At 35.2% G+C, this 26,450-nt stretch carries 16 protein-coding genes and 1 tRNA gene; 12 read left to right on the top strand and 5 right to left on the bottom strand.

All coding sequences use genetic code 11. The features are described 5' to 3' along the window. Positions 1-22 precede the first annotated feature (22 nt). The 8 genes from IPP32_01725 to IPP32_01760 all read left to right on the top strand — a co-directional run bounded on the left by IPP32_01725 (position 23) and on the right by IPP32_01760 (position 9,968). Entirely contained in the window at positions 23-913 is an 891-nt protein-coding gene (locus IPP32_01725; GenBank protein ID MBL0046806.1) for a type IX secretion system membrane protein PorP/SprF, read from the top strand. A gap of 28 nt (positions 914-941) precedes the next feature. Next, positions 942-3,416, top strand: a complete 2,475-nt coding sequence (locus tag IPP32_01730; protein ID MBL0046807.1) for an OmpA family protein — start codon at positions 942-944, stop codon at positions 3,414-3,416. 101 nt (positions 3,417-3,517) lie between these two features. Further along, positions 3,518-5,431, top strand: coding sequence for an acetate--CoA ligase (gene acs, locus IPP32_01735; protein MBL0046808.1), 1,914 nt, complete (start codon positions 3,518-3,520; stop codon positions 5,429-5,431). Between the two features lie 122 nt (positions 5,432-5,553). Continuing rightward, positions 5,554-5,991, top strand: a complete 438-nt coding sequence (locus tag IPP32_01740) for a single-stranded DNA-binding protein (protein ID MBL0046809.1) — start codon at positions 5,554-5,556, stop codon at positions 5,989-5,991. Between the two features lie 88 nt (positions 5,992-6,079). Continuing rightward, entirely contained in the window at positions 6,080-8,023 is a 1,944-nt protein-coding gene (gldD, locus tag IPP32_01745) for a gliding motility lipoprotein GldD (GenBank protein ID MBL0046810.1), read from the top strand. A 125-nt stretch (positions 8,024-8,148) separates the two neighbouring features. Beyond that, a complete protein-coding gene (locus IPP32_01750) occupies positions 8,149-9,123 on the top strand; it encodes a c-type cytochrome (protein ID MBL0046811.1) in 975 nt (324 codons plus the stop codon). A 42-nt stretch (positions 9,124-9,165) separates the two neighbouring features. Next, a complete protein-coding gene (locus IPP32_01755; protein ID MBL0046812.1) occupies positions 9,166-9,774 on the top strand; it encodes a polysaccharide deacetylase family protein in 609 nt (202 codons plus the stop codon). A gap of 110 nt (positions 9,775-9,884) precedes the next feature. Continuing rightward, positions 9,885-9,968: transfer RNA gene (locus IPP32_01760), tRNA-Leu, on the top strand. 40 nt (positions 9,969-10,008) lie between these two features. Here IPP32_01760 and IPP32_01765 read toward each other — a convergent pair. After that, entirely contained in the window at positions 10,009-11,034 is a 1,026-nt protein-coding gene (locus IPP32_01765; GenBank protein ID MBL0046813.1) for a WG repeat-containing protein, read from the bottom strand. A gap of 189 nt (positions 11,035-11,223) precedes the next feature. Here IPP32_01765 and IPP32_01770 point away from each other — a divergent pair, with 189 nt between their 5' ends. Both IPP32_01770 and IPP32_01775 read left to right on the top strand, forming a co-directional pair. Further along, positions 11,224-11,955, top strand: coding sequence for a geranylgeranylglyceryl/heptaprenylglyceryl phosphate synthase (locus IPP32_01770; GenBank protein ID MBL0046814.1), 732 nt, complete (start codon positions 11,224-11,226; stop codon positions 11,953-11,955). Positions 11,956-11,965: 10 nt separating this feature from the next. Further along, positions 11,966-12,583, top strand: coding sequence for a thiamine phosphate synthase (locus tag IPP32_01775; protein MBL0046815.1), 618 nt, complete (start codon positions 11,966-11,968; stop codon positions 12,581-12,583). A 474-nt stretch (positions 12,584-13,057) separates the two neighbouring features. On the opposite strand, the gene IPP32_01780 is transcribed toward IPP32_01775, so the two are convergent. The 4 genes from IPP32_01780 to IPP32_01795 form a co-directional block, all read right to left on the bottom strand. Then, a complete protein-coding gene (locus IPP32_01780) occupies positions 13,058-13,648 on the bottom strand; it encodes an ATP-binding cassette domain-containing protein (protein ID MBL0046816.1) in 591 nt (196 codons plus the stop codon). A gap of 11 nt (positions 13,649-13,659) precedes the next feature. Beyond that, positions 13,660-15,174: a hypothetical protein gene (locus tag IPP32_01785; GenBank protein MBL0046817.1), complete on the bottom strand. Its 1,515-nt coding sequence runs from the start codon at positions 15,172-15,174 to the stop codon at positions 13,660-13,662. A 7-nt stretch (positions 15,175-15,181) separates the two neighbouring features. Then, the gene (locus IPP32_01790) at positions 15,182-17,284 is read right to left on the bottom strand and encodes a tetratricopeptide repeat protein (protein ID MBL0046818.1); all 2,103 of its coding nucleotides are present in this window, start codon (positions 17,282-17,284) and stop codon (positions 15,182-15,184) included. A gap of 115 nt (positions 17,285-17,399) precedes the next feature. Continuing rightward, on the bottom strand, positions 17,400-23,579 hold the full coding sequence (locus IPP32_01795; protein ID MBL0046819.1) for a hypothetical protein: 6,180 nt from the start codon (positions 23,577-23,579) through the stop codon (positions 17,400-17,402). Between the two features lie 98 nt (positions 23,580-23,677). Here IPP32_01795 and IPP32_01800 point away from each other — a divergent pair, with 98 nt between their 5' ends. Together IPP32_01800 and recJ are read left to right on the top strand one after the other, a co-directional pair. Continuing rightward, a complete protein-coding gene (locus IPP32_01800) occupies positions 23,678-24,664 on the top strand; it encodes a GHKL domain-containing protein (protein ID MBL0046820.1) in 987 nt (328 codons plus the stop codon). A 9-nt stretch (positions 24,665-24,673) separates the two neighbouring features. Further along, positions 24,674-26,380: a single-stranded-DNA-specific exonuclease RecJ gene (recJ, locus tag IPP32_01805; GenBank protein ID MBL0046821.1), complete on the top strand. Its 1,707-nt coding sequence runs from the start codon at positions 24,674-24,676 to the stop codon at positions 26,378-26,380. Positions 26,381-26,450: the final 70 nt, after the last annotated feature.

A 26,450-nucleotide genomic window follows, 5' to 3' on the forward strand; every position in this document is an offset into this window, starting at 1 on the left:
GCTACTATGCGGGTTCTTTTTTATGAACTATTTTATAGCAAACGCTCAATACCAGCCACAGTTTACACAATACATGTATAATGAGCTGATTTTGAACCCTGCCTATGCTGGCGCACGTGAGTGCCTTTCTTCCACATTACTTTATCGAAATCAGTGGACTGGAATCGAAGGCGCTCCGGTTACGGAAACCTTTTCCATTCATGCACCTATTGCAAATCAAAAAATGGGGCTTGGATTATCCATTGTAAACGATAAAATTACAGTAATGCACAATACCGGTGTGTTCGCAAACTATGCTTATCGCATGCCATTAAGTAAAGGAAAACTATCATTTGGATTGCAAGTAGGAGCTATAAATCATTATGAAAAATTAAGCGAATTAAGCCCTGGGCAAAGTAACGATCCACAATTTGCTACTAGCACTCCCAAACTTTTGTTACCCAATGCAGGATTTGGAGTTTTTTATTACACTCAAAAATTCTATGCAGGCCTATCCATTCCTAAATTAATTTTAAATACAGTAAGTGCCTCCGAAACAAAAAAAGTAACCAACAAAGCATCCGCTAAAGACTGGAATTTGCACCTCACCGCCGGATACGTAGCTAAGCTGAGTGAAACCATTCAACTTAAACCTACCGTTATGCTTAAAAAATCAGGGGGGGCGCCATTTGAACTCGACATAAGTTTAAATGCTCTATTTAATGAGTTGGTTTGGCTGGGTGCTGCCTATAGAACCGGAGATGCCGTTTCGGTATTTGCAGGAATTCAAATTACCAAACAAATGCGCTTTGGATATGCCTACGATTATACAACAACACAATTGAAAAAATACAACGGCGGCTCGCATGAAATTACATTGGGCTATGATTTTTCTTTTGATAAAACAAAAATTGTAACACCCCGCTTTTTTTAAATAAGGCATATTGCCTTTTATTAGCTTTATGAAAAACAAGTCTCTAATTTTTATTCTAAGTTCAATTTTATTGCTCAACTTCCTTCAATCTAATGCGCAATCGGTGCAGAAAAAAGCGAATAAGTTGTACAGCGCAATGGCTTATGATAAAGCAATTCCAAAATTTTTAGCTGTGCTAAAAAAAGATTCCATGAATGTGGAAAACGGATTAAAACTTGCCGATTGTTATCGCTTGACAAACAATAGTGCGCAGGCTGAACGATGGTACAGCAAATCCGTAAAAGCCGGAAAAGGAATAGCAATTCATAAATTGTATTATGCTCAAGCTTTGATGGGTGTGGGCAAGTACGCAGAAGCCAGAAAATGGCTCGAAGCATATAAACTAGCAGAACCCGGCGATGGTCGTGCTGAAAGCCTTATCAAATCAATCGATAATATTAATGGCTACAGCGAAGATTCACAAAATTTTAAAATCGAAAAAATCAATTGCAATGGACCTTACACGGATTTTGGTGCAGTTGAGTTTGGTAATGGAATTATTTTCGTTTCTGCACGCGAAAGAAATCAAGCAATTAATAGAACTAACGGTTGGACCGGTGAAAAATTTTTTGCACTCTATCAGGCAGAGGGAAAAGCTACCACATTTTCAACACCTAAACTATTTGAAAAATCTATTCAAACAGTATACAACGATGGCCCACTATGCATAAACAAAGCAGGAAATGAATTGTATATTACAACCAATAATATTGAAGAAGGAAAAACACGCAGAAGCAAAGAGGGAGTTGTTAAATTAAAAATATATAAATATGTCTTGGTTGAAAATGAATGGGTTTTTGATGACACGCTTCCACCAAACAATGACCAATACAATGTAGCACATGCCTCCTTAAGTGAGGATGGTAACAAACTTTATTTTTCGAGCGATATGCCGGGAGGAATGGGAGGAATGGATCTATATGTCATGAATAAAAAAGATAAAACTTGGGATACACCTATAAATTTGGGAGCCAAGGTAAACACTGCAGGTAATGAAGTTTTTCCTTTTATTAAGAAAGATGGCACCTTGTATTTTGCGTCTAATGGCCACGAAGGTTTGGGTGGTTTAGATATTTATTCGGTTCAAGAAAAAAATGGTGCCTGGTTAGAACCCAAAAACCTTATGGCTCCAATGAATAGTAGGGATGATGATTTTGCATTAATTTTTAATAAAGATTTGCAAAGTGGATATTTTAGTTCGAACAGAAGTACCAGTATCTACACTAAAACAACCGATGATAATATTTACTATTTCAATGTATTAAAACCTCAACCAATTGCATTTAATATAAGTTTAAGAGATAGTGTTACCGACACCGAACTGAGTGATGCAGAAATTACAGTTACTGATGCAGAAGGCAACAGTACAACACAAAAATCTACAAAAGGAACATTTTCGATTGATTTAATTCCAAATAAGACCTATCGGATTAACACCAATGTTTTTGCTTATATCAATCAACAAATTGATTGGTCAACATCAAAAAAAGAACTTAATAAAGTTATAAAACTCCAACGTTCCCTAGGTATTGATATTGAGGTAACTGTGAATGAGAGTTTTCTAAACCCTACCGGAGTGGAAGGATTAAAAGTTAACCTTGTAAAAGTAAACACGAACAAAACAGAGGAATTTGTTTCTACGCAAAATGGAAAAATAAACGCTGTAATTCAACCTGAATCCTCCTATTATATTATTGCTTCCGGAAATGGGCGTAACTCAAATAAGTACTTTGTGAGCACCATCGGCATAACCGAAGGAAACAAGCTATATAAAATTATTTATTTAATAAATTCATTAGATCCTGCATCTAATAAAAAATACTGCATTCTGGCCGGAACACTCTATGATAAAGCCACAAACGAACCAATCAGAGATGCAAAAATTACTTTTTATGATGCAGCCTCAAATACAAAAAAACAAGAAGCATTAACTGATGCATATGGCAAATACACTTTTTATAATTTAGATTTATTTGTAGACTATAAATTAATAGTTGCAAAGGAAGGATACTTTACCCAAAGTGCTGATTTTAGTACTAAGAATGAACGAAACTGCAAATCGTTTATACGAAACTTCACCCTTGATAAAATTGTATTAAACAAAGCCATTAAAATTGAGAATATTTATTTCGACAGTGGCAAGTGGAACATACGAGCAGATGCCGCATTGGAGTTAAACAAGGTAGTAAAATTATTAAAAGATAATCCAACAATTATTATTGAATTAAGTTCCCATACCGATTCACGTGGCACCTCAGAAAGTAATTTAACATTATCCGATAATAGAGCAAAAGCGTCTGCACAATATATGATTGACAATGGAATCGAAAAATCCAGAGTGAGCGGGAAAGGATATGGTGAATCAATACCATTAAATAAGTGTAGCGACGGTGTTACTTGCACGGATGCAGAATATCAAGTTAACCGAAGGACAGAATTCAAAGTGGTAGGAAATATTAATTAGTTCAGCCAATTTCAAAAATAAAGCCCTGCAAATAAAACTGCAGGGCTTTTCTTTTCTTAGTAATATTCTATATTATTGTAAGTGCTTTTAACTACATGAATATGAATTATCCTTATCAAATCAAATCATTCGAAGAATATACCGCTGCTTACAAGCAAAGTGTTGAGCATCCAAATGAATTTTGGGCAGCAATAGCAGATAATTTCAAATGGAAAAAAAAGTGGAATTCTGTTCTGGAATGGAATTTCAAGGAACCCAGTATTAAATGGTTTGCAGGAGCCAAGCTAAATATTACCGAAAACTGTTTAGATCGACACCTCGAAACAAATGCAAATACGGTTGCACTGCTTTGGGAAAGCAATAACCCTAAGGAAGCAGCGCGGGTTATTACTTATAAAGAGTTGCATTTTCTGGTATGTCAGTTTGGAAATGTGCTAAAAAACAATGGTGTAAAAAAAGGAGATCGTGTTTGTATCTATATGGGAATGATTCCTGAATTGGCAATTGCAGTGTTGGCCTGTGCAAGAATTGGTGCAGTACATTCAGTTGTTTTTGGCGGCTTTTCAGCTCAATCTATTTCCGACCGCTTGCACGATGCTAAAGCCGAATTTATTATTACCTGCGATGGTGCATACAGAGGAGCTAAGGATATTCCTTTAAAAAATGTAATTGATGATGCACTTATCAATTGCGATTTTGTAAAAAGAGTGATTGTTTGCGAACGAACCGACACACCGGTGAGTATGATAAAAGATCGGGATGTTTGGTGGCAAGATGAAGTTCAAAAGGTCATTGAGCAAGGAAATCCGGACTGTCCTGCTGAAGAAATGGATGCTGAAGATGTATTGTTTATTTTATATACCTCAGGCTCTACCGGCAAACCCAAAGGTGTGGTGCACACATGCGCGGGATACATGATTTGGGCGAATTATTCGTTTGTTAATGTTTTTCAATATCAACCTGGGCAGGTTCACTTTTGCACTGCGGATATTGGGTGGATAACCGGACATAGCTATATTGTTTATGGACCACTCTCAGCCGGTGCCACCAGTTTAATGTTTGAAGGTATTCCAACTTATCCGGATGCTGGTAGATTTTGGGAAATTATTGAAAAGCATAAAGTAAGTATCTTATACACCGCTCCAACAGCAATTCGCAGTTTGATGGGATTTGGAACCGACATCTTAAACGGCAAAGATTTGACCTCCTTAAAAGTGCTTGGAACAGTTGGTGAACCCATAAATGAAGAAGCATGGCATTGGTATCATAAAAATATAGGAAAAGAAAATTGCCCCGTTGTTGATACGTGGTGGCAAACTGAAACCGGTGGAATTATGATTTCTAATATGGCAGGTGTTACACCTCACAAGCCTGCTCATGCCACCTTGCCCCTTCCAGGAATTCAGCCTTGCCTAGTAGATGAGCATGCACAGGAAATAGAAGGAAATAACGTCAGTGGAAATCTTTGCATTAAATTTCCATGGCCCGGCATGCTTCGAACTACCTATGGAGACCATGAACGCTGCCGAATTAATTATTTTGCAACTTATCCCAATTTATATTTCACCGGCGATGGCTGCCTGCGTGACGAGGTTGGAAATTATAGAATAACTGGACGTGTTGATGATGTGCTTAACGTTAGCGGTCACCGAATTGGTACAGCCGAAATAGAAAATGCAATAAATATGCACTCAGGAGTTGTTGAAAGTGCAGTAGTTGGCTATCCTCACGATATAAAAGGTCAGGGCGTTTACGCATATGTAATTTACAATGGGCATCATGGCGATTTAAATCTTGCAAAGCAAGACATTACTCTTACCGTTGCCAAGATAATAGGCGCAATTGCGAAACCAGATAAAATTCAATTTGTGAGCGGCCTTCCAAAAACAAGAAGCGGAAAAATAATGCGACGAATTCTAAGAAAAATCGCAGAAGGGGAAACTTCAAATTTAGGAGACACAAGCACCCTTTTAGATCCGGGAATAGTAGAAGAAATTAAGAACGGAAAGCTCTAATTTTGAACGCTGAACTACTTCCTAATTGATTGTTTTTCGAGCAAACAAAATCTCCTTTTAATGTTTGTTCGTATCCATTTTTTTTTAAATTTGTTAGACCATTCACTAAAACCCCTTTCAAAATGGCCGGAATTAACAAAGTAATCCTCTTAGGAAATCTGGGAAAAGACCCGGAAGTGCGACACCTGGAAGGTGGAGCTACAGTAGCAAATTTTCCATTAGCGACGTCAGAAAGTTATAAGGATAAAAGTGGGAATAAAGTGGAGCAAACAGAATGGCACAATATTGTTTTATGGCGCAGTCAGGCTGAATTTGCTGAAAAATATCTCAAAAAGGGAAATACCATTTTAGTAGAAGGAAAACTTAGAACGCGCTCTTGGGAAGATAAAGACAAAAATAAACGATATACAACTGAGATTGTTGGAGACAATATTTCCATTGTAAGCAATGCAAATACCCGGAGGGAAGAAACCGGAAATCAAAACGTTCAAGCTTCATCCGCACAAGTTGAAAACACAAGCGCTAGTGGAAATGCTGCTGCTGATGATTTGCCTTTTTAAACCCTGAAGCTGAACAAAATAATATACCACTATAGCAAGCGCAAAAACTTTACATTTGCAAAAATAAAGAAAATCAAAACCCAATCGATTGGACATTCCCGTCAGTATTCTAATTCCACATTTATTATTCCTTCGTAGCGAAGTTTTATTTGAACCTTCCATATTAACTGGACTTGTTGCTGTTGTTATTTTACTCCTGATTTCAGCACTTATAGCAGCTGCTGAAGTGGGATTTTTTTCGCTGGTTCCATCTCAAATTGAAATCTTAAAAAACAATTATACGCCCGCTAGCCAAAGAGTGATTCTTTTGCTTGAAAAACCGAAAAAATTACTTGCCACAATTGTTGTTGCACATAACTTAGTTAATGTTGGTGTGATTATTATTTCCGAAACAATATTTCATCATTTGTTCGATTTTACGGCTAATCCAACTCTTGGTTTCGTAATTCAAGTGGTGATAGTTACCTTTTTAATATTACTAATTGGAGAAGTAATCCCTAAAATTTACTCCACACAAAATGCTTTAAAAACTGCTACGCGTTTGGTGTATCCGATTGTTGCATTACAAAAGCTACTTTGGCCATTGAGCAGTGTCCTCATATACCTTACTTCAATAATTGATAGCAGAATCAAAAAACGTGGTCACAATATATCTGTAGATGACCTTTCTCATGCATTGGAATTAACCAGCAATGAGCACACACCCGAACAGGAGCAAAAAATTTTAAAAGGAATTGTTGAGTTTGGGAATACGGAAGTACGTCAGATTATGAAAGCTCGAATGGATGTAATAGCATTTGAGATAAGTTTGAATTTTGAAGAACTGATTGCAAAAATTGTTGAATCTGGTTTTTCAAGAGTACCGGTATATAAAGAGTCACTTGATAATGTTTTGGGGATATTATATATTAAGGATATGTTGGCACACCTTGACAAATCAGCTGATTTTGATTGGAAAATATTGATGCGCCCAGCTTTTTTTGTTCCCGAAAACAAAAAAATTGACGATTTAATGAAGGAATTCCAAGCCAAAAAAAATCATTTGGCAGTTGTTGTGGATGAATATGGTGGCACCTGTGGCATTGTTACACTTGAAGATATAATTGAGGAGGTTGTTGGAGATATTAAAGATGAGTTTGATGAAGAAGAATTGACCTATTCCAAGTTAGATGAGCAAAATTATGTTTTTGAAGGAAAGATATTATTAAATGATTTATACCGTGTATTAGATATTGATGCGGAAGAATTTGAAGCAGTAAAAGGAGATTCGGATACACTGGCAGGATTTATCCTCGAACTGTCCGGTAAAATTCCTCAGAAATTCGAAAAAATTAAACACCGTGATTTTGTCTTCGAAATTGAATCTGTAGATAAACGTCGAATTAAAAGAGTAAAAATAACGCTACCTAAACGCGAAAACAAAACTGTTGATGGGGCCTCATCAACAATATTCATAACCAAAGCCACCGTGTTATTTATTTTTTGTTTTACAGCATCCACGCTGTTTTCAGCTTGCGAAAGTGAATATACCCCAAAACCAAAAGGCTATTTCAGAATTGATTTTCCGGAAAAAAAATACAGTAGGTTGGAAACAGATTGCCCATTCAGATTCGATATCCCTCAGTATTGTAGGGCAATACCATACCAGGGCAACCAAAATGAAAATTGTTGGATGAATCTTGATTTTCATAACTACAACACTAAAATACACCTAAGTTATTTTGACTTGAGTAATGATTTAAATAAACATCTAGAGGATTCACGTTCTTTAGCTTATAAACACACCGTAAAAGCCGATGGTATTGAAGAGCTGCCCTTTATGAACCCGGTTAAAAAAGTTTATGGTTTAGTGTATTCCATTTCCGGCAATGCTGCCAGCGGTCTGCAATTTTACATTACAGATAGTACTAAACATTTTATTCGGGGAGCACTGTATTTTAATTCCTCACCCAACAGCGATTCAACTGCACCTGTGCTCAAGTATATTAAATCAGATGTAACTCACTTGATTGAAAGTTTTGAATGGGAATAACTATTTTATAAGGATTTAAAGCATCAAAACAAATTTTTCATTCTTTCTCACATTTTATTCAAAACAATTTTTATTTTAGAGGAGTAATATTAAACTGAAGTCAAATTCATTAAAACTACTTACCAATGATAAAAAAAATTATTCTTTATGCGCTGCTTTTAATTGTATTGACAGTTGTTGGTTTGTTGACTTATGTGAAGTTAGCATTGCCCAGTGTTGGAGATGCTCCAAAAATTAAAATTGAGGCAACTCCCGAGCGGTTAAAAAGAGGTGAATACTTAGCAAATGCAGTTTGTGTTTGCATGGACTGTCATTCGCAACGTGATTGGACTAAATTTTCAGGACCACCTGTCAATGGTACATTTGGTCAAGGAGGTGAAGTGTTCAATCAAGATTTTGGTTTTCCCGGATCGTTCATCTCAAAAAATATTACCCCTTCAGGAATTGGCGATTGGACAGATGGTGAAATCTTAAGAACAATAACTACCGGAGTTAATAAAAATGGGAAAGCGCTATTTCCTATAATGCCCTACATGCATTATGGACAAATGGACCAAGAGGACTTATATTCCATTATCGTTTACATTCGTTCCTTAAAACCAATTGAACGAGCTAATCAAGAATCCGTGCCCGACTTTCCAATGAATTTTATTATAAACACCATTCCATCAAAACAAGAAATGCAAAAACGTCCTAGCCCACAAGATCGCTTAGCTTATGGTAAATATATGTGGAATGCATCAGGATGCACTGAGTGTCATACAAAACAAGAAAAAGGGAAGCAAGTTCCGGGAATGGAAATGGCGGGTGGGTTTGAATTTAATATGGGTGCAATGGGTAAGGCCTATTCTTCGAATCTAACACCGGATGAAGAAACCGGAATAGGTGCGTGGACAGAAGAAAATTTTCTTGCACGTTTCCGAATATATAAAGACTCAGGTTATGTTATTCCAACAGTTCAAAAAGGAGCCATGCAAACTCCAATGCCTTGGAGCATGTACGCACAAATGACGGAGGACGATTTGTTAGCAATATTCGCCTATATCAAAACACTAAAACCGGTTAAAAATCGTGTTGAAAAATTTATTGCAGCCAATTAATATAAATACTACTTACACTTACCATTTTTCAGCTACAAACTTTTGATAAAATCTTCTTCTCTATTACGCCGATTTTATCCTTCATTGGTTTGGAATGTAAAAACAAACGAAAAAAAAATTTACCTCACTTTCGACGATGGCCCCATTCCTGAAATAACCGAATGGGTGCTGAATGAGCTTCGACAGTATCATGCAAAGGCAACTTTCTTTTGTATCGGAGAAAATGTTGCGAAATATCCAAGTGTGTTTAATGCAATAATTGCTGATAAGCATCTTGTAGGAAACCACACTTTTAATCATTTGAACGGATGGAAAACAAGTAATTTCGAGTACTTCAACAATGTAGAAAAGGCCAATCAGTTAATAAAAAGTAAGTATTTCAGGCCGCCCTATGGAAAGATTACCAGTTCTCAGATCAAGTATTTAAAATCAAAATATAAAATTATCATGTGGGATTTGATTAGTTATGATTTTGATGCGCAAACGAGTCCGGATACTTGTTTTAAAAATGCAACTAATAATTATGAAGCAGGCTCCATCATTGTTTTTCATGACAGTTTTAAAGCAAAGGATAACTTATACCAAACACTACCGAAAACTTTAAATTTTTATTCAAAACTAGGATATAGCTTTGAAACATTAGAAAACTGATTTTGGCCGATACGCCAATAATAGAGCTTGTTGTTAACACCACAACAAAATAAATTAAAATTGCTTCATATCTCAAAAAAATAAATACTTTTGCATCCCGTTAAAGAAATGCCCAGGTGGCGGAATTGGTAGACGCGCTGGTCTCAAACACCAGTGAGTTAACCCTCATGCCGGTTCGATCCCGGCCCTGGGTACTAAAGCAAAAAAAGCAGAGATAATTCTCTGCTTTTTTTGTTATTGCTGTTGCCAGATTACATTCCCCTTTTTATCAATGTAAGCGGTCTTGTTTTTAAAGTTCCCAAGGCGCACATAAGCTAGTCCATTCTTGAAGTCGGAAGGGAAATCATATTGCCGACTAATCACAACTCTTCCCGTTTTATCAATATACCCCCATTTCCCTGTCTTAGCATCACCTTGTCGCACACATGCAAGTCCATCAACAAAATTAAATGCAGCATCATTATCTGCCGGAAGAACCATTTTACCGGTTTTATCGATATATCCAAACTTACCCTTTTTAAAATCGCCCACTCTAACAATAGCTAAACCATCGGCAAATCTGTATGCTTTGTCATATTTTGCTTCTAACACAATTTTTCCCTTCTTATCAATGTAGCCATATTTCCCGGTTTGTTCATTACCAATGCGCACATTGGCAAGACCTTCATTAAATTCAAAACAATCATCAAAAGAGTATTCAATTGCTAATTCACCTTCCTTATTAATATATCCCCATTTCGATTTATTTAAATCACCAGACTTAACCCTGGCCATTCCTTCACTAAAATCATAAGCAGCATCATAGTTTGCAGGAATTGCAATTTTTCCTGTTTTATCGAAATAACCCAACTTATATCCCAATTGAAACCTTGCCAATCCCTCTGAAAATGGATAAGCGTAATCACATTTTGTTTCAAAAACAGTTTTACCGGATTTATCAATATATATCCATTTCCCATCACGCTTCATAGCAGCCATACCTTCTTTAAATCCATACCCATCATCAAATTGGGGTTCTATAACCATTTTACCGGAAGTATTGATAAAGCCCTTTTTACCTCCTTGTTTCACAGCCGCTAATCCTTCGCTAAACTGATCTGCAAACGTAAACTGCGGTTCAACAATAATTTTACCCGATTTATTTACATAACCGTATTTCCCGCTTTGTTGAATTGGGTATAAAACATCTTGAGCCTTCGAAAGAAAAGAAATAAGGCAAAGGGTAGAAATTGCAATACTTTTCAAAAAAGTGTTTTTCATAGCTGTTAAAATTTGAGTTGAGCAAATATGAAAAAAAAAAATGAACAATTCATTAAGAAGTTTTCTATGCAATTATATAGCGCATTTTTAACAGCTTGAATAGCAACAAACTTTCTGGTATTCGATAATCAGACTAATTTAATTCGACATTAATCTTACTTTTGTACAGAGCATGAATTAAATTAACGAATGAATCGAAATATCTATTCTTCTATCCTAGCAGCAAAGAAAAAAGGGCAAAAACAGTTTGCTTTTTTAATTGATCCTGATAAAGAGCCTTCGGTTGATGCATTGCGCATGGCCGAAGAAGCCGGGGTAGATTATTTTCTTATCGGTGGAAGCTTACTCACTAACGGTAATTTAAAGAATTGTATCGAGTTTGTTAAAAAATCAACCAAAATTCCAGTAATTTTATTTCCCGGTAATATTTATCAAATTGATGCTGCAGCGGATGCTATTTTGTTCTTATCCTTAATTTCCGGCAGGAATGCAGAAATGTTAATTGGAAAGCATGTTATTGCAGCTCCGGTATTAAAAGCAAGTCTATTGGAAGTGATACCAACTGGGTACATGTTAATTGAAAGTGGGAATCAAACAACGGTTTCATATATGAGTAATACGATGCCCATTCCGGCAGATAAAGATGACATTGCTATGTGCACTGCAATGGCGGGTGAGATGTTGGGTTTAAAAATGATATACATGGATGCAGGAAGTGGTGCTAAAAATCCCATAAGTTCATCCATGATTAAAAAAGTGAGCAATTCTATAACAATTCCCTTAATTATTGGGGGAGGAATAAACTCTGAAGAAGGTGTTCAAAAGGCTTGTGACGCAGGAGCTGATATTATTGTTATAGGAACAGCTTTGGAAAAAGACATTTCTCTTGTAAATAAATTAGCTAAAGTATTTCAAAATTAAATTTAAAACCATGTTACTTTTAGTTCAGTCAAGTCCAAAAATAATTGAAGGGGAGACCGAAATAGTGAAAGAGCTTTTCGATAACGGTCTTGAAACATTCCACCTCAGAAAAAAAAATGCCTCAACCCGTCAAATGGAAGAGTACATTAACACAATCCCCCGTAAATATTGGTCAAGGATTGTTTTACACTCCCATTATAAATTGGCTATTAAATACAATTTAAAGGGAATTCACTTGAATAGAAATTTCAAAAAGCAAAAATTCATTTATTGGATAAAGCTTTTTTATTATCGGTTCAAGCGTCCAAATCTCCAGGTTTCATCCTCCTTTAATAATTTATCGAGCCTTTATAATGATGATAACAATTATGATTATGTTTTTTTAAGCCCTGTATTTGACAGTGTTAATAAAAACGGCTATCAATCGTCTTTTAGCCAACATAATTTGGCTGTAGCATTAATGAAAAGTAAACATAAAACAATGGCCTTAGGCGGAATTCAACCCAATAGATTCGATTCAATAAAGGAAATGGGATTTGCTGGAATGGTGCTATCTGAAGCACTCTGGAATAGCGAGAATAGCGTGGATATGTTTAAGAGTGCTATTGCTAAGTTGAAGGGGATCTGAAGATTTTTAAAATAAAAAAAGCCGGTTTAAACCGGCTTTTTTTATTATCTTTTATTATCTCTACCGGTATCCCCAGACGATTCTCCGGTATCACGCCCTCCAGACTTGGGATCTCTACCATTGTCTCGCCCCAGACGTTAGATATGTTTCCTCCAATAACTTACCCTTTTCTTTAGAGATAGTACTTTTAACTTTAAAACCTTCTAATTTTGATTTCATATTATTGACTTTTAAGGTTAATTCAGATTCAAAATATAATAATTTTTTGAAATCAGCAAATTTTTTTTTAAATTTAATACAATTTAGAAAATGGGGACTCTAATATTTTTTTTAAATTAGTTAATTAATACAATAACGACTATTCAATTAATCTTATATTTAAACAAGATTACGAATTCAAAACCCTAATTCAAGCTGTTCCTTAATAAGTGAATAATAATATCCCTTTATTCCAATAAGCTCGGAATGCGTTCCTTATTCCACAATTTCACCCTCTTTTATAACAAGTATTTTGCTTGACTTTCTGACAGTACTCAAACGATGAGCAATAATGACAATTGTTTTATTCATACCAAAATTACTCAAGCCTATCATCACTTCTCTTTCGTTTTTGGCGTCTAAGGAACTAGTTGCCTCATCAAGAAACAAAAATTCAGGGTTCTTATAGATGGCTCGAGCCAACAATAAGCGTTGCTTTTGTCCTTCACTCAATTGCAATCCATCGTCTCCCACTTTTGTGAAATAACCCATGGGTAAATCACTATTCACAAAGTCATCTAAGTTTGCCAATGCGCTCATCATAACTATTTGCTCCATATCCACCGGTTGACCGAGCGCAATATTATTTACAATTGAATCCGAAAATATTTTCCCTCCTTGCATCACAACACCACATTGGTCTCTCCACTTTGCGCTATTAATTTCGTTAAAATCAGACGTGCCCAATTTAATTTTACCTGTAGTTGGTTTGTAAAACTTAAGCAATAATTTTAATAAGGTAGTTTTGCCACTACCACTGGCGCCGACAATTGCAGTAGTTGTGCCTGCTTCAATTTCAAAATTCAAATTTTTTAAAATTAAATTCTGAACAGATCCACTGTAGGAAAATGAAACATTCTCGAATTTAATGTTGGCGGATTTAGGAATTTCATAATTGCTATTTTCTGGTTTTCTTCTTCGTTTTTTTGGTTGTATACATCTCCAATACGCTGCAACGCTAACTTTGCGTCCTGCCAAGCAGGGATGAAGTCTACCAAGGAGTATATTGGATTGGTGAGCTGACCAACAATCATATTAATGGCAAACATAGTCCCTAAGGTAATTTCACCTTCTATTACTAGCTTTGCTGTAATAACGGTAAGTATAATTCCAGTAAAGCGAATAATTGTTTCAAATCCATTATGTTGTAGCTGGTCAAGATTTAAGGATTTAACCCTAACTTTAAAAATTTTTGCTTGAACTTCTTCCCATTCCCAACGTTTTTGCCTACTTCCGTTACTAATTTTTATTTCTTCTACCCCACTCAGCAACTCAATCATTTTGCCTTGCTGTTGTCCATATAAATCAAAAAATTTATAATCTAATGCAGCGCGGCGCTTCATAAATAGAAATATCCAGCAAATACCTAAACTGCTACCACTGAAAAATAAAAAAAACACAGAAACATTATAATTAAACAAAACTGCTCCAAACAACACTAAATTAAATACCGCAAAAATTGCATTTAATGATTTTGTTGTTAGAAGTGTTTCTAATCTTTTGTGATCATTTGTGCGCAAAATTAAATCCCCTAGCAAATGCGTATCAAAAAAACTTAAAGGGAGTTGAAATAATTTTAAAAAGAAATCTGCCACCAAGTTCATGGTAACCCTAGCCCCAATTTTCAATAAAATCCAATTGCGGAAAATCTCGACAAATGTGTTTCCTAGAAATAAGCTTAATTGGCCTAACAAAATAAGGTAAACAAAACTCAAATTTTTCTCTCCAATTCCTTTATCCACTAAGGCTTCGATTAAAAAAGGGGATATTAATAAAACAAGACTCCCAAAGAGTAAGCTTATTATTAATTGCAAAAAGTATTTTCGATACTTTTTGAGGTGAAAAAATAAATAAGACCAATCACTCGCTTTCCTAATGGGGTTTCCTTCGCTCGCTGTAGTAAATTCTTTAGTAGGCTCGAGAAAAAGAACTATTCCACCGGTTTCATTCTTTTGAGTCCATGAAAGAAGGAATTCCTCTAACGGCAACTTTATTTTTCCTTGGACAGGGTCGCTGATATAAGCATATTCACTTGTTAGTTTATATAAAACCACAAAATGATTTTGATTCCAATGCAGAATGCAAGGAAATGAACTAATTTCCTTCAATTCATTAATAGTAATTTTTGTTGAAATAGTGCGAAAACCCATTAATTCAGCGGCTTCTGAAATTCCCAAGAGGCTTACTCCAAGTTTACTTATTTGACATTTTTCCCTTAATGTATCAATAGGAATATCTGCGCCGTAAAAACTGAAAATAATTTTAAGGCATACAGGACCACAATCCATCACACCCAATTGCCGAAAAGAAGGAAAAGACTTAATGAAATTCATTTTGGCGCTAAACCCTTAATCCAATTACTAACATGTCGTCAACTTGTTGTCGGGATCCAGCCCAATTTGTAATAAATTTTTCAAGCTCTAACCCTTGCTCTCTAATTGGAATAGCCTGCAACGACATGAGCAAATCCTTAAATTTTTTGGTTGTCAATTTTTTATCTCTTTCTCCCCCAAATTGGTCGGCATATCCATCCGAAAAAAGATAAATCGCATCGTTCTTTTGAATGTCAATTTCTTGGTTCACAAAAACAAAGCCCTGCTCACTAAAACCTACTGCAGTTTTTTGTGGTAAAAAAATGTCTAGCACATTGTTACGGATGCGATAAACTGGCCGGTTCGCTCCACAAAACTTCATTACATTCTTTTCAAAATCAAAAGCGCAAAGCGCCATATCCATACCATCTTTTTTTGAATCAATATTGTTAGTATGTAAAGCCTTACGAATTCCCTCATCTACGATTTGTAGAATCTTTGCAGGAGAATGGCTCTCATTTACAGCTTCATTCAATAATTCCACTCCAATCATACTCATAAACGCTCCGGGTACTCCATGTCCGGTGCAATCTGCCATTGCCAACAATACTTTTGAGTTTACCGAGGAATATTTAAAGGGAGAGGTTTCATGCAACCAATAAAAATCACCGCTAACAATATCCTTTGGCTTATTAAAAACAAACGATTGGGGCAATATTTCATAAAAATGTTCTTGTGAAGGTAAGATTGATTTTTGGATTCTATACGCATAGTTTATGCTATCAGTAATGGACTTCTTTTGAATTTCAATTTCTTCCTTTTGCTCTTTCAATAGCACATTATCTTTTTGCTTATTCTTATAAAGTCGAAAAATAAAGAAAGTAGAAATCAAGATAATTAGGGCAAGGCCTACGAAGTAATTTCTTACACTTTTTTGATGCGCAATTTCTATCGTTTTTAAATCCTTATCCTTGTTTAAAAGTTTAATTTCCTTTTCTTTTTTATCCGTTTCGTATTTAATTCCAAGCTCATTTAATTTTTCAAAATTGTTAGTTTGATAACTTTCATCACTTAGCTTTTTGAACATTTTAGAAGATTCATAAGCTTTATAGTAATTTCCTGTTTTTCCATACAAATTCATCATCAGTTCGTAAATGCTCATTCTAACATTTCGAGCTTTTATTTCTTCTGCAATTTTTAAACTACTATTTAAATAACTCTCAGCTTCGTTAAATTTGTTAATATCTATAAGGGTTGCGCCAATATTTGCTTGTGAAATTGCAACTGCTTTCCTATCATCCAGTAGTTTATTTAATTCCAAAGATTTTTGATAATAATTCAACGCACTACTAAAATTTTTATTATCCGCTTCAATATTTGCTAGATTATTATACAAATCAGTTAGTTCCTTATCAACAGTCTTCATAGACAATTTGAACTTTAATGCCTTTTCTTGGTTTAGTTTCGCTAATTCAAGATTTCCCATATTATAATATTCTGTTCCAATTCCCTTATAATCAAATGAAATACCTATCGAATCCTTTAACCGAATATCCATTCTGAGGGCCTTAAAAAAATATTCCAACGCCATTTTATGATTTTTTTGATCAGAATAAATCAGTCCTATATTTGCGTAAGAGATTGCAAGCTCATTTATATCATTTATCTCCTCCTTTATTTTGAGCCCCTTTTGTTGGTATTCTAGCGCTTTAATCAACTCATTTTGATGGCCGTAAACAACAGCCAAATTATTACAAGACCTAGCAATTAACTTTTTATCCCCCACTATCATTCTTAAATTCAATGCTTTCAAATGATAATTCAAAGCAACCGAATACTCCCCCAAATTCTTATAAATAATGCCCATGTTATTATAACAATCAGCCATTCCCCTTAAATCATGAATTTTTACGGCTATTTTTAAGGCGTGGGAACAAAGTTTTAAAGCGGCCTCTTTATTTGTTTTACTCAGCTCTTTGACTTGGATATTTAAACTTGAAACTGAGTCAATTGTAGATTTGAAACGAACAGTATCTAAATCTTTCCAGGATGCATAATTGCTCGACTGCCCATAAACACAAGCAGAAATGCCAAATAAAAACAAGACTAATTTAAGTCGCAAATGGTGCATTTATATTGAAAAGGGTGAACCAAAAGTAAGTCAAAAGTTTTTGTTTCATTTCCAAGCATAAAAAAAGGATGAACAACATTTTGTTCATCCTTTTTTGTCGGGAGTTTTTAATTATTTATCTTGAAACTTTTAGTCGAATTCCCTCAGAATGACTCAAAAATTCCGGTGCATACATGCATTGAATGGTGCTAATTCCATTGCTAAAACTTCCACTTTGGCTCACCCTTAATGGATATTCAAATACATAGGTGCCTTTCGGCAAATACGAAAAAAAGAAATTTGTCGCAGCATCGCCGGTACTTTCATAATACCCCAATCCATCTTGAAATTTGTAGGATGAAATAACATTTATTGGCTCAAAACTAGATGCACGCATATCTTTTAACTGAACGTATTCCATATCTCTATCAACAAATAACTCTATTCTGATCTTTACCTTATCTCCCACCCTCAATTCACTTGATGAATCAACAGCTAAAATAACCGGACCATGATTAGAATTTTTTTCAACAAATACTTTTTTCTTCAATTGCAATGGAGTAGCATGCGAAGTAATTTTATCGAGGTTTTCAAAATACTGCCAATATACAGCACCCCACATTACTTTATTAGTCTGGTTCGAACCTCCCATAGGTTGAATGCTAATCATACCCATACTGGGTTCTACTTCACTGCTATTCCAACTTTGGCTAAAATATCCTGTTCCTGCCTCTGCTTTTAATTCAGAATTTCTCCTGGAATTTATTTTTTTTGTGCCAATTTCAATATCAATACCTGATTCATCAGCTAGCCAATCATTACCTCTTAACAAAAGAGCATAGCAGGCCTCACTTGTTGCTTTTGTCGTTTTCCAATCTGTTGTTTGCTTATTCTTTAATAACCAAACTTTCATTTCTTCAACCGATTTTAAATCATTGGCAACTTCATCAAATGCTTCAATCAATAATGCTTGCGTTTCAACTGGTGCCTGATACCAATAAAATCCGGCTGTATTTTCTTTCCAATACATTCCTAATTCTTCATTTTCAATTGCGTTTTCTTTTAATGATTTAATAATGTCCATGGCAATGGTTTTATTGGAATAACGATTTAATGCAAGCGCAATCATTCCTTGCATATAACGACTCTGACTCAACCAATATTTTGCGGCTTGTTCTTTAAAATATTCTATCGCTTTCTGATGCTGCTTGTTTATAGGAATGTCTTTAAAATAACTTCTAGCGTATAAATAATGTATAATTTTATAAGATAAATGATTGCTATTTATTCGAGCCCCATCATGCTTTAAAATCCAGTCATAATCCTCTCGAATTCGCTCATCCATATAATTAAGAGCCGATTGTATCATATTCAAATTCACATTATCCTTCCGTATTTTTTCCACGCCAAGATGTTCAAGATGCCCCATTCCGGCAACAATATATTGGGTTATATAAACATCATCCGGCATCCCCTTCATCCAAGGCCAACCTCCATTTGGGCTTTGCATCATTATTAATTTATTAAAAGCTGCTTCTTGCTCATTTTGCATTTTATTAAAATCAAATAGCAATGCCAATCGTTGCTTCCTTTCGCTCTCGTTTTTTGCTTGCATCACCCATGGTGTTTCCTTAAGTAAAAGGGATTTTAGTTCCTGATTTTTTTCAAGATTTGAAAGCAAGCTTTCTTTATTCTGCGCAACGCTCGACAGCTTCCAACTATCAAATACAGCTTTAATCTTTGGGTTGGAATTTGCTATATGTTGAGCTATGCTGTTTGCATAAAACCGTGCAAATGTTTGTTCCGAACACTCATAGGGGTATTCCATTAAATAGGGTAATGCCTGCAATGCATACCATGCAGGATTCGAAGTGAATTCAAGTGTAACCTTGTAGTTACTTAGTGTTGTGCTATTGTTGTTTTGATTCAATAATTTTGTGAAAGAGAATTTTTTAAGCTCCTTTCCTCGAACTGGCAGTGGAAGACTTTCAGTTACAAGAATTTTATTTGATAATACAGGAAGGGTGTTTTCTTCGCCATCGGAAAAATTAGGAGATTTTGCAATTACTCGGTAGGTTATGGCTTCTAATCCATCCGGAATAGTAAGTTCCCAGCCAATACTGGCATTCTGCTCAGCTTCCATTTTTAAAACCTGAGACGATGCACCACTATTCAAAATCAAACTTGTAATATCATCCATTGTAACAGAATTATAGATCTTTAATTCCGCATTAACAACCATGTTTAATGGGGTTAGGTTGATAAGCTTAGCAAGCAAGTTTACTTTATCGCCTTCCCTAAAAAACCGAGGAGCATTTACACTAATCATTAAATCCTTTTGTGTTTGCAGTTCCTTTTCAATTGTACCTACTTTTAAATCCTTTGAATGCGCTAAACCAAGCATTCTCCATTTTGTTACTGCTTCTGGAATAGTGAATTTTATTTTTATTTCGCCCTTTTCATCTGTTTCCATTTGTGGATAAAAGAAAGCAGTTTCATTAAAATTTTTTCGAATTTGGATTCCTTGCGTTGCATCTTTCTGACCGGATTTATTAGTTATTGTTTCGTCTTTCTTAGCTATTTCAGCTTCGCTCTCTTTATAATTTGCATCTCTTGATTTCATCATTTTTCCACTTGATGGTGCTGCCTCATTCAAAACATTTGCTGCTTGCATAACCATTGGAGACGCTGCTCTATCTTCTGAATATGCTATTCCACCACGGCCGTATCCGAAATATGAGTAACCTTCAAAACCAAACCAGTTTAATGCATCGTAATCGCGAAATAGAGGAGTGTGATAAACATTCCAATTGTTACCATAACCACTTACTGAATTTACTTTGAAAGCATTGTTTATCTCCCAGTTTCGCTGAGAATAGTAGTTTTGGTATAGATTCAAATACCAGCTGTTTTTAGAAAATGCATCCAGCGAAGCATCATATAGCGTGGCCATCATTTCAGCTGCTTCGTTTTTCCCTGCCTTATTAATTATTTTTATCCGCCACTCCTCCTGCTGACCCGGATATAATTTATTTCGAAATGTTTCAAAAGAAATTGAAAGCTCCTTATTACTATAAGGAACCGTAATTAACCCATCATTCTTATAAACTCTATTTCCTTTTACAAAAGTGCAGTGAACTACAAAATTTCCACGGTAATTCTCTTCAATAGGTATATCCAATACTTTCAGTTCATCACTTATAACCATCCACTCTCTTTTTATGAATTCTCCTTTGTTTTCCAGTTCATAAAGTACATGTAAATTAGTTTCAGTTGACCCGATTAGGACACGTGCCCTTTCCCCGGGTTCGCCTTTACTAACTAGGAGATTAAAATAATTTATTTCGTGCTGTGGTGCCTTCTTCGCTTCTGAAGAAAATAAAGTAAAATAGTCGAAAATCTTTATTTCTTGCTTGTTCTTATCTTGGGTAATAGCCTCCCAAACATACTCACCATCACTCCATTTTTTAATGTTATTCAAAGCAATTATGTTCTTTGTATTAGTGTGGCTTGAATCAGTATCAAAATCAATTTCCGCAACCATTTCTGTTCTTTCCCACTTTAACTTATTATCCTCATCGTCGTACAAATCAGTTGGAAAATCCGCTTCAAATTCTGCTCTATTAAGTATAAAACGATCCGGTTTCTCCCATTTTCTAGCACGGTAATTCCTGGATAGTTGCTTCAACTTATAAATTCTTAAAACTCCCTTTGTGGAAAGATAATCTCCATTTAAATTAGTAGACATAATTTTGAATGGGGGATAATTTACTTTGTCAATATTGGATGGAAAATCAGCACCTAGTTTTAGCATTGAATAACCAATATTCACAGCCTTTTCAGCACTGTGTGTCTCGCCGTCAATATCGGTTACATCCGCATAAATAGTGTAAGTAAAGTAAGTGCTTGAATTTCTTTCGATACTTAAATCCGGGATTGCCTTAAATTTAATTATAAATTCTCCTATCGCATTGCTAATCGCAACACTACTAAATATTTCCATGGCAGGAGCATTCTTTTGATAACCTCGAGAATACGCCCACCAATTGGGATAAACCGCTTCTCGCACCACTCTGTAATTAACCTTTGCGCCATCAAGCAATACACCTGAATAAGTTATAGCTTTTCCCTTAATTTCAATACTATCCGATAGTTTATAGCTTTCTGATAAAGCATCAAAATTTACTTCAAATTTTGGGCGCTTGTATTCTTCAACCGAAAAATATATACTTCCCGTGCCGTTGCTAATCGACATTTGACCATTAAGTAAACCCTGCGGAACAATAAAGCTACCACTAAAAGTTCCATAATCATTAGATGTATAACCTTGCATTGCTACCTTTTGTCCATTCACATCATTAAAAATCACATCCGTCATTTTCTGGGTTACAAGCTTTGACTGCTCTCCGGTTTTTTCAAGCATCAATCCCTTAAAGTAAACCGTTTGCCCCGGGCGATAAATTTTCCGGTCTGTGAAAAAATAAGTCTGCAAATAACTTTTGTTTTCCTCTGACTGTCTTTTATATTGATAAAAACCATAATCACTGCATATTCTATCCCCATCATCACGCTTCATTTCAAGATAAAAATTACGATTGGTTGTTGTCGAAGGAATACTGAAATAACCCTCTTTATCAGTTCTTACTGAGGTCCCTTTCTCGAATTGGTAAACACGAGAATTATAATCATATTTTTCACTCCACAGTTGTATTAAAATTGAATTTAATCCATGCCCGCTTTCTCTATCAAGCGCATAGCCCTCATAACTATCATCCGATTTTTTTTGAGTGATGTAAGAAATGCTGCTTACCCAAAAATTTGCATGCGCAATTCCATTGCTCTCTTCTGTAAAGCTAGGATCTGTACCCGCAAAAAGTATATAATGCCCCTTTCCTAATTTTGGGATTTTTAATTGAACTTTATGATCGCAATAATCTTGCTCATAAGGTAAATCAATCTGCCACTTGAACGCTTCTCTTTTATTCAACAATTTGCTTTTAACTTCTTTATTTATCCCTCTATCCAAATCAAACTCATTTGTTTCATCTAACTTAACTACTTTAAAATAAGTTCTGCTAACATTTTTGTATTGAAGGAGAAAAAGCATAGGCTTTTCAGGAATATTAGCATCTTCAAGTGTTACTGTAAGCGATTTTTCAAGAATTAATCCTTTTAAATAAGCTGCATTCGTAGCGGCATCGCTCAATGGGAACTTTGCAATTATAGCTTCGCACTGCTGCATTGCCAATTTCTTATATAGCTTAAGCGAATCCTCTGCTGAACCATTGCTTGTAAGATTTGACTTGTCCCAATAATAGCTTGCCAGCTGATAAGAAACGTCCGTTGATGCAATATCATTTTCAAATAATCTTTGCAATCTTTTCAACGCAGCTAAATACAAACTGTCCTTTTCCAATTGAGTAGAGTGCTGCCAAACAAATTTTAATCGTATTAAATCAGCATCAATCAAGGTTTCAGGATTCTTATCTTTTTGATGAAATCGAATTAATTCTTGCATCAGTGTAATTGCATAAAGCTTCATTGAGGTAGAGTCCACAGATTTTACCTTGAGGTCTTGAAATGAAAAATAATCCTCAAAATAATTCGCCTTATCCAGTTCAAATGCAAAAGCCGGCTTTGCAATATCCGGCTCCTCATTCATAAAATAATCCAATGCACGATGCGCTAAAAAATCGTAAAGTGTTGGTCTATACTTTTTCGATCCATCTATCTTAATTAAAATCGCATCGTAGTTAACAAGTTCCGATTGCTTTAATTTAGCAGAAGCTTGGAGCGAGTTCAAATAATTTTCATCAACTTTTGCAATCAATTTACTTAAGTCCCAAGTTCGGATATCTGAATTGTCAAAATTTACTGTTTCGCTGCGGTTAATAAAAGTGTATCGATTGTTTTGATAGTACCTCCAATATGTCTCGGCAGCAATACTATGAATAATTGATTTTATTGGAAATTCAGCATCAGCTGCTTCCTGCTCAAGGTTAGCAATAGCTTTCACATACGAATCTTCCTCTAAATAACTTTCGTATTTCATTTTCTCAATAATTGCACGGATAAAATTCACAGTGTTCTTCTCTGACTTTGCTTTCGCATAAATTGCTGTAACCAATTCTAAAGCAGATTTTGAAAGTCCTTTATTTTGAAGGGAATCCACACGCTTCCACTCTTTTTCATAACTACTCCCCATTCTAAATTTTATTTTAATATCCTTATTGCTTGAACCGTTATAAATTCGAAAAGCAAAAATGCTTAAGGTGCAGAACACGGTGAGAAACAAAATCAATTTTAGTTTTTTCATCAATTCTTAAATTTGGTACTGAAGCTTGATGCAAGATAATTCAAAATTCCATATTTGTAAAATAGCTTTTACTAAAAAACAAATTACATTTGTTAGCAATGAACATCGCGCAAAAAAGACCCGGCCCCCTTTTTATTTTTTATTTACTTGTTGTTTATGTATTTCTGCAATTCATTTGGTGGAGCTATTTAATGGTGAAATTAAATAATGAAGTGCTTCAACAACGTTTGCAAATTATCGAATTAAGTAATACAAGTCCTTCCGCAATAGTTTTTGCTAAAAATGAATTACACAGCAAGATTCAAAAACGATGGCTAATGATTGCAGGCGAAGGAACAGTATTTTTAGTTTTGTTAATCTCTGGCTTCATTCAAACGCGTAAAACATTTAAAAAGGAAGCCGAACTAAATAATCGACAAAAAAATTTCCTCCTTTCGGTGACACATGAATTAAAATCGCCAATCGCCTCCGCGAAATTACAATTAGAAACGCTTCTTAAGAGAGACCTTTCAAAAGAAAAACAAATAGAAATTTTAACTAATGCCTTAAACGACACTGAGCGGCTAAATGCGCTTGTCGAAAATGTGCTAATTGCTACCCGATTAGAAGATAGTAACTATAAACTATTGCGAGCAAATATTAATTTATCCGATTTAATTGAAAAAGAAATTGGAAAATTAGCCGCCCATTTTCAACTTGAAAAGAAACACGTTTTACAGGTAGATGTTGAACCTGGTATCTATTTTATGACAGATGCATTTGCATTTGTTTCAATTCTCAGTAACCTGTATGAAAATGCAATAAAATATTCTGCTTCAGAACCGATCCTAAAAATTTCACTACGTAAAATGGATGAGCAGTTGGAGTTGCTATTTGAAGACAATGGTATTGGAATTTCTGAATCAGAAGCGCTCCTTATTTTTGATAAGTTTTATCGTGTGGGCAGTGAAGAAACGCGTAAAAACAAAGGAACCGGCTTAGGACTTTATATTGTTCGACAATTGGTGAAAAACCACAATGGAACTATTAAAGTGCGAAAAAATTCATCCAAAGGGAGTATTTTTGAAATCACCTTAAATACATAACCTTGGACCATGAAAAAACGCTGGGTTATAAAAAACACTCCAAATTTGGAGACAGTCAATCAACTTTCTAACGACTTAAATATTCCATCCATTCTTGCTCACCTGCTTGTACAAAGGGGAATTACCAACTTTAATGAAGCTAAATTATTTTTTCGTCCCTCACTTGAAGATTTGCATGATCCCTTTTTAATGAAAGATATGGAAAATGCTGTGCTTCGTATCGAAAAAGCAATTCAGCAAAATGAAAGAATCCTTGTTTTTGGTGATTATGATGTAGATGGAACTACCGCAGTTGCACTGCTGTATAGCTTCTTAAATTCGTTTTATTCTAATGTTGAATTTTACATACCGGATAGGTATGCGGAAGGATATGGAATTTCGTTTAAAGGAATTGACTTTGCCGCTGATAACGAGATTAGCTTAATCATAGCTTTAGATTGCGGTATTAAATCAAATGACAAAGTTGAATACGCAACCAAGAAAGGCATTGATTTCATTATTTGTGACCATCATCGCCCTGGCGATACAATACCCAATGCAGTTGCTGTGCTGGATCCGAAAAGAAATGATTGTAACTACCCATTTAATGAATTAACAGGTTGTGGCATTGGATTCAAATTGATTCAAGCGTTTGCCTCTAGAAATGAAATTGACTTTTCATTGTTACATATCTACCTCGATTTGGTGGCCGTTAGCATTGCTGCTGATATTGTTCCCATAGTTGGAGAAAATAGAATTCTAGCACATTTTGGCCTGCAGCATTTAAATAAAAATCCGCGAAAAGGCATTAAAATTATGTTGGAATTAGCGGGAGCAACCAAGGATAAAGAACTCACTATTTCCGATATAGTGTTTATTATCGCACCTCGAATTAATGCTGCAGGAAGATTACACAGCGGAAAAAAAGCTGTCGAACTTTTGATTTCTGAAGACAATTTAGAAGCCCTCGAATCCGGTAAAAATTTAAACGATACCAATACGGATAGAAAAAATTTGGATAAATTAATCACCGATCACGCACTTTCAATTATTGGAAGTAATGCCGAATTAATTGATCGTAAAACAACTGTGGTTTTTCACAACGACTGGCACAAGGGTGTGGTAGGAATTGTTGCGTCACGCCTTACCGAAAAATACTATCGACCTACAATTGTTTTAACTGAATCTAATGGACTTGCAACTGGATCAGCACGCTCTGTCAAAAATTTTGATGTGTATAATGCTATCGAAGCTTGCGCTGATTTATTGGAGCAATTTGGTGGCCATAAATATGCCGCCGGTTTAACTTTGAAACTTGAAAACATATCCGCATTTCAAACTAAATTTGAAGAAATTGTTTCGGCTACAATTAATGAAGAATGGCTTGTTCCTGAAATTGAAATTGATGCAGAATTAAATTTCAATGAAATAGACCCGCGATTTTTTCGAATACTTAAACAATTTGCACCCTTTGGCCCAGAAAATATGCACCCAGTATTTTTATCCAAAAAAGTGCGCGATAAAGGATATGCAAAAATTGTTGGAAACAATCATCTGAAATTTGATGCTACCCAAAGCTCTAATTCCATTACCTTTCCCGCAATTGGATTTGGTTTAGGCGGACACCTTGAAATGCTTTCTCAAACAAAAGAATTTGATATCTGTTATTCCATCGATGAAAATGAATGGAATGGTAGAATCAAGCTCCAATTGAACGTGAAAGATATTCGATTTTAAATTCCATTTATATCTCCTGTCTCAATTTTTTTATTGCGAATTCCATTTCGCAATCTGCCTTTATGTCCTA

It is taken from the genome of Bacteroidota bacterium, from assembly GCA_016721765.1.
In the GTDB taxonomy this organism is placed as follows: domain Bacteria; phylum Bacteroidota; class Bacteroidia; order UBA4408; family UBA4408; genus UBA4408.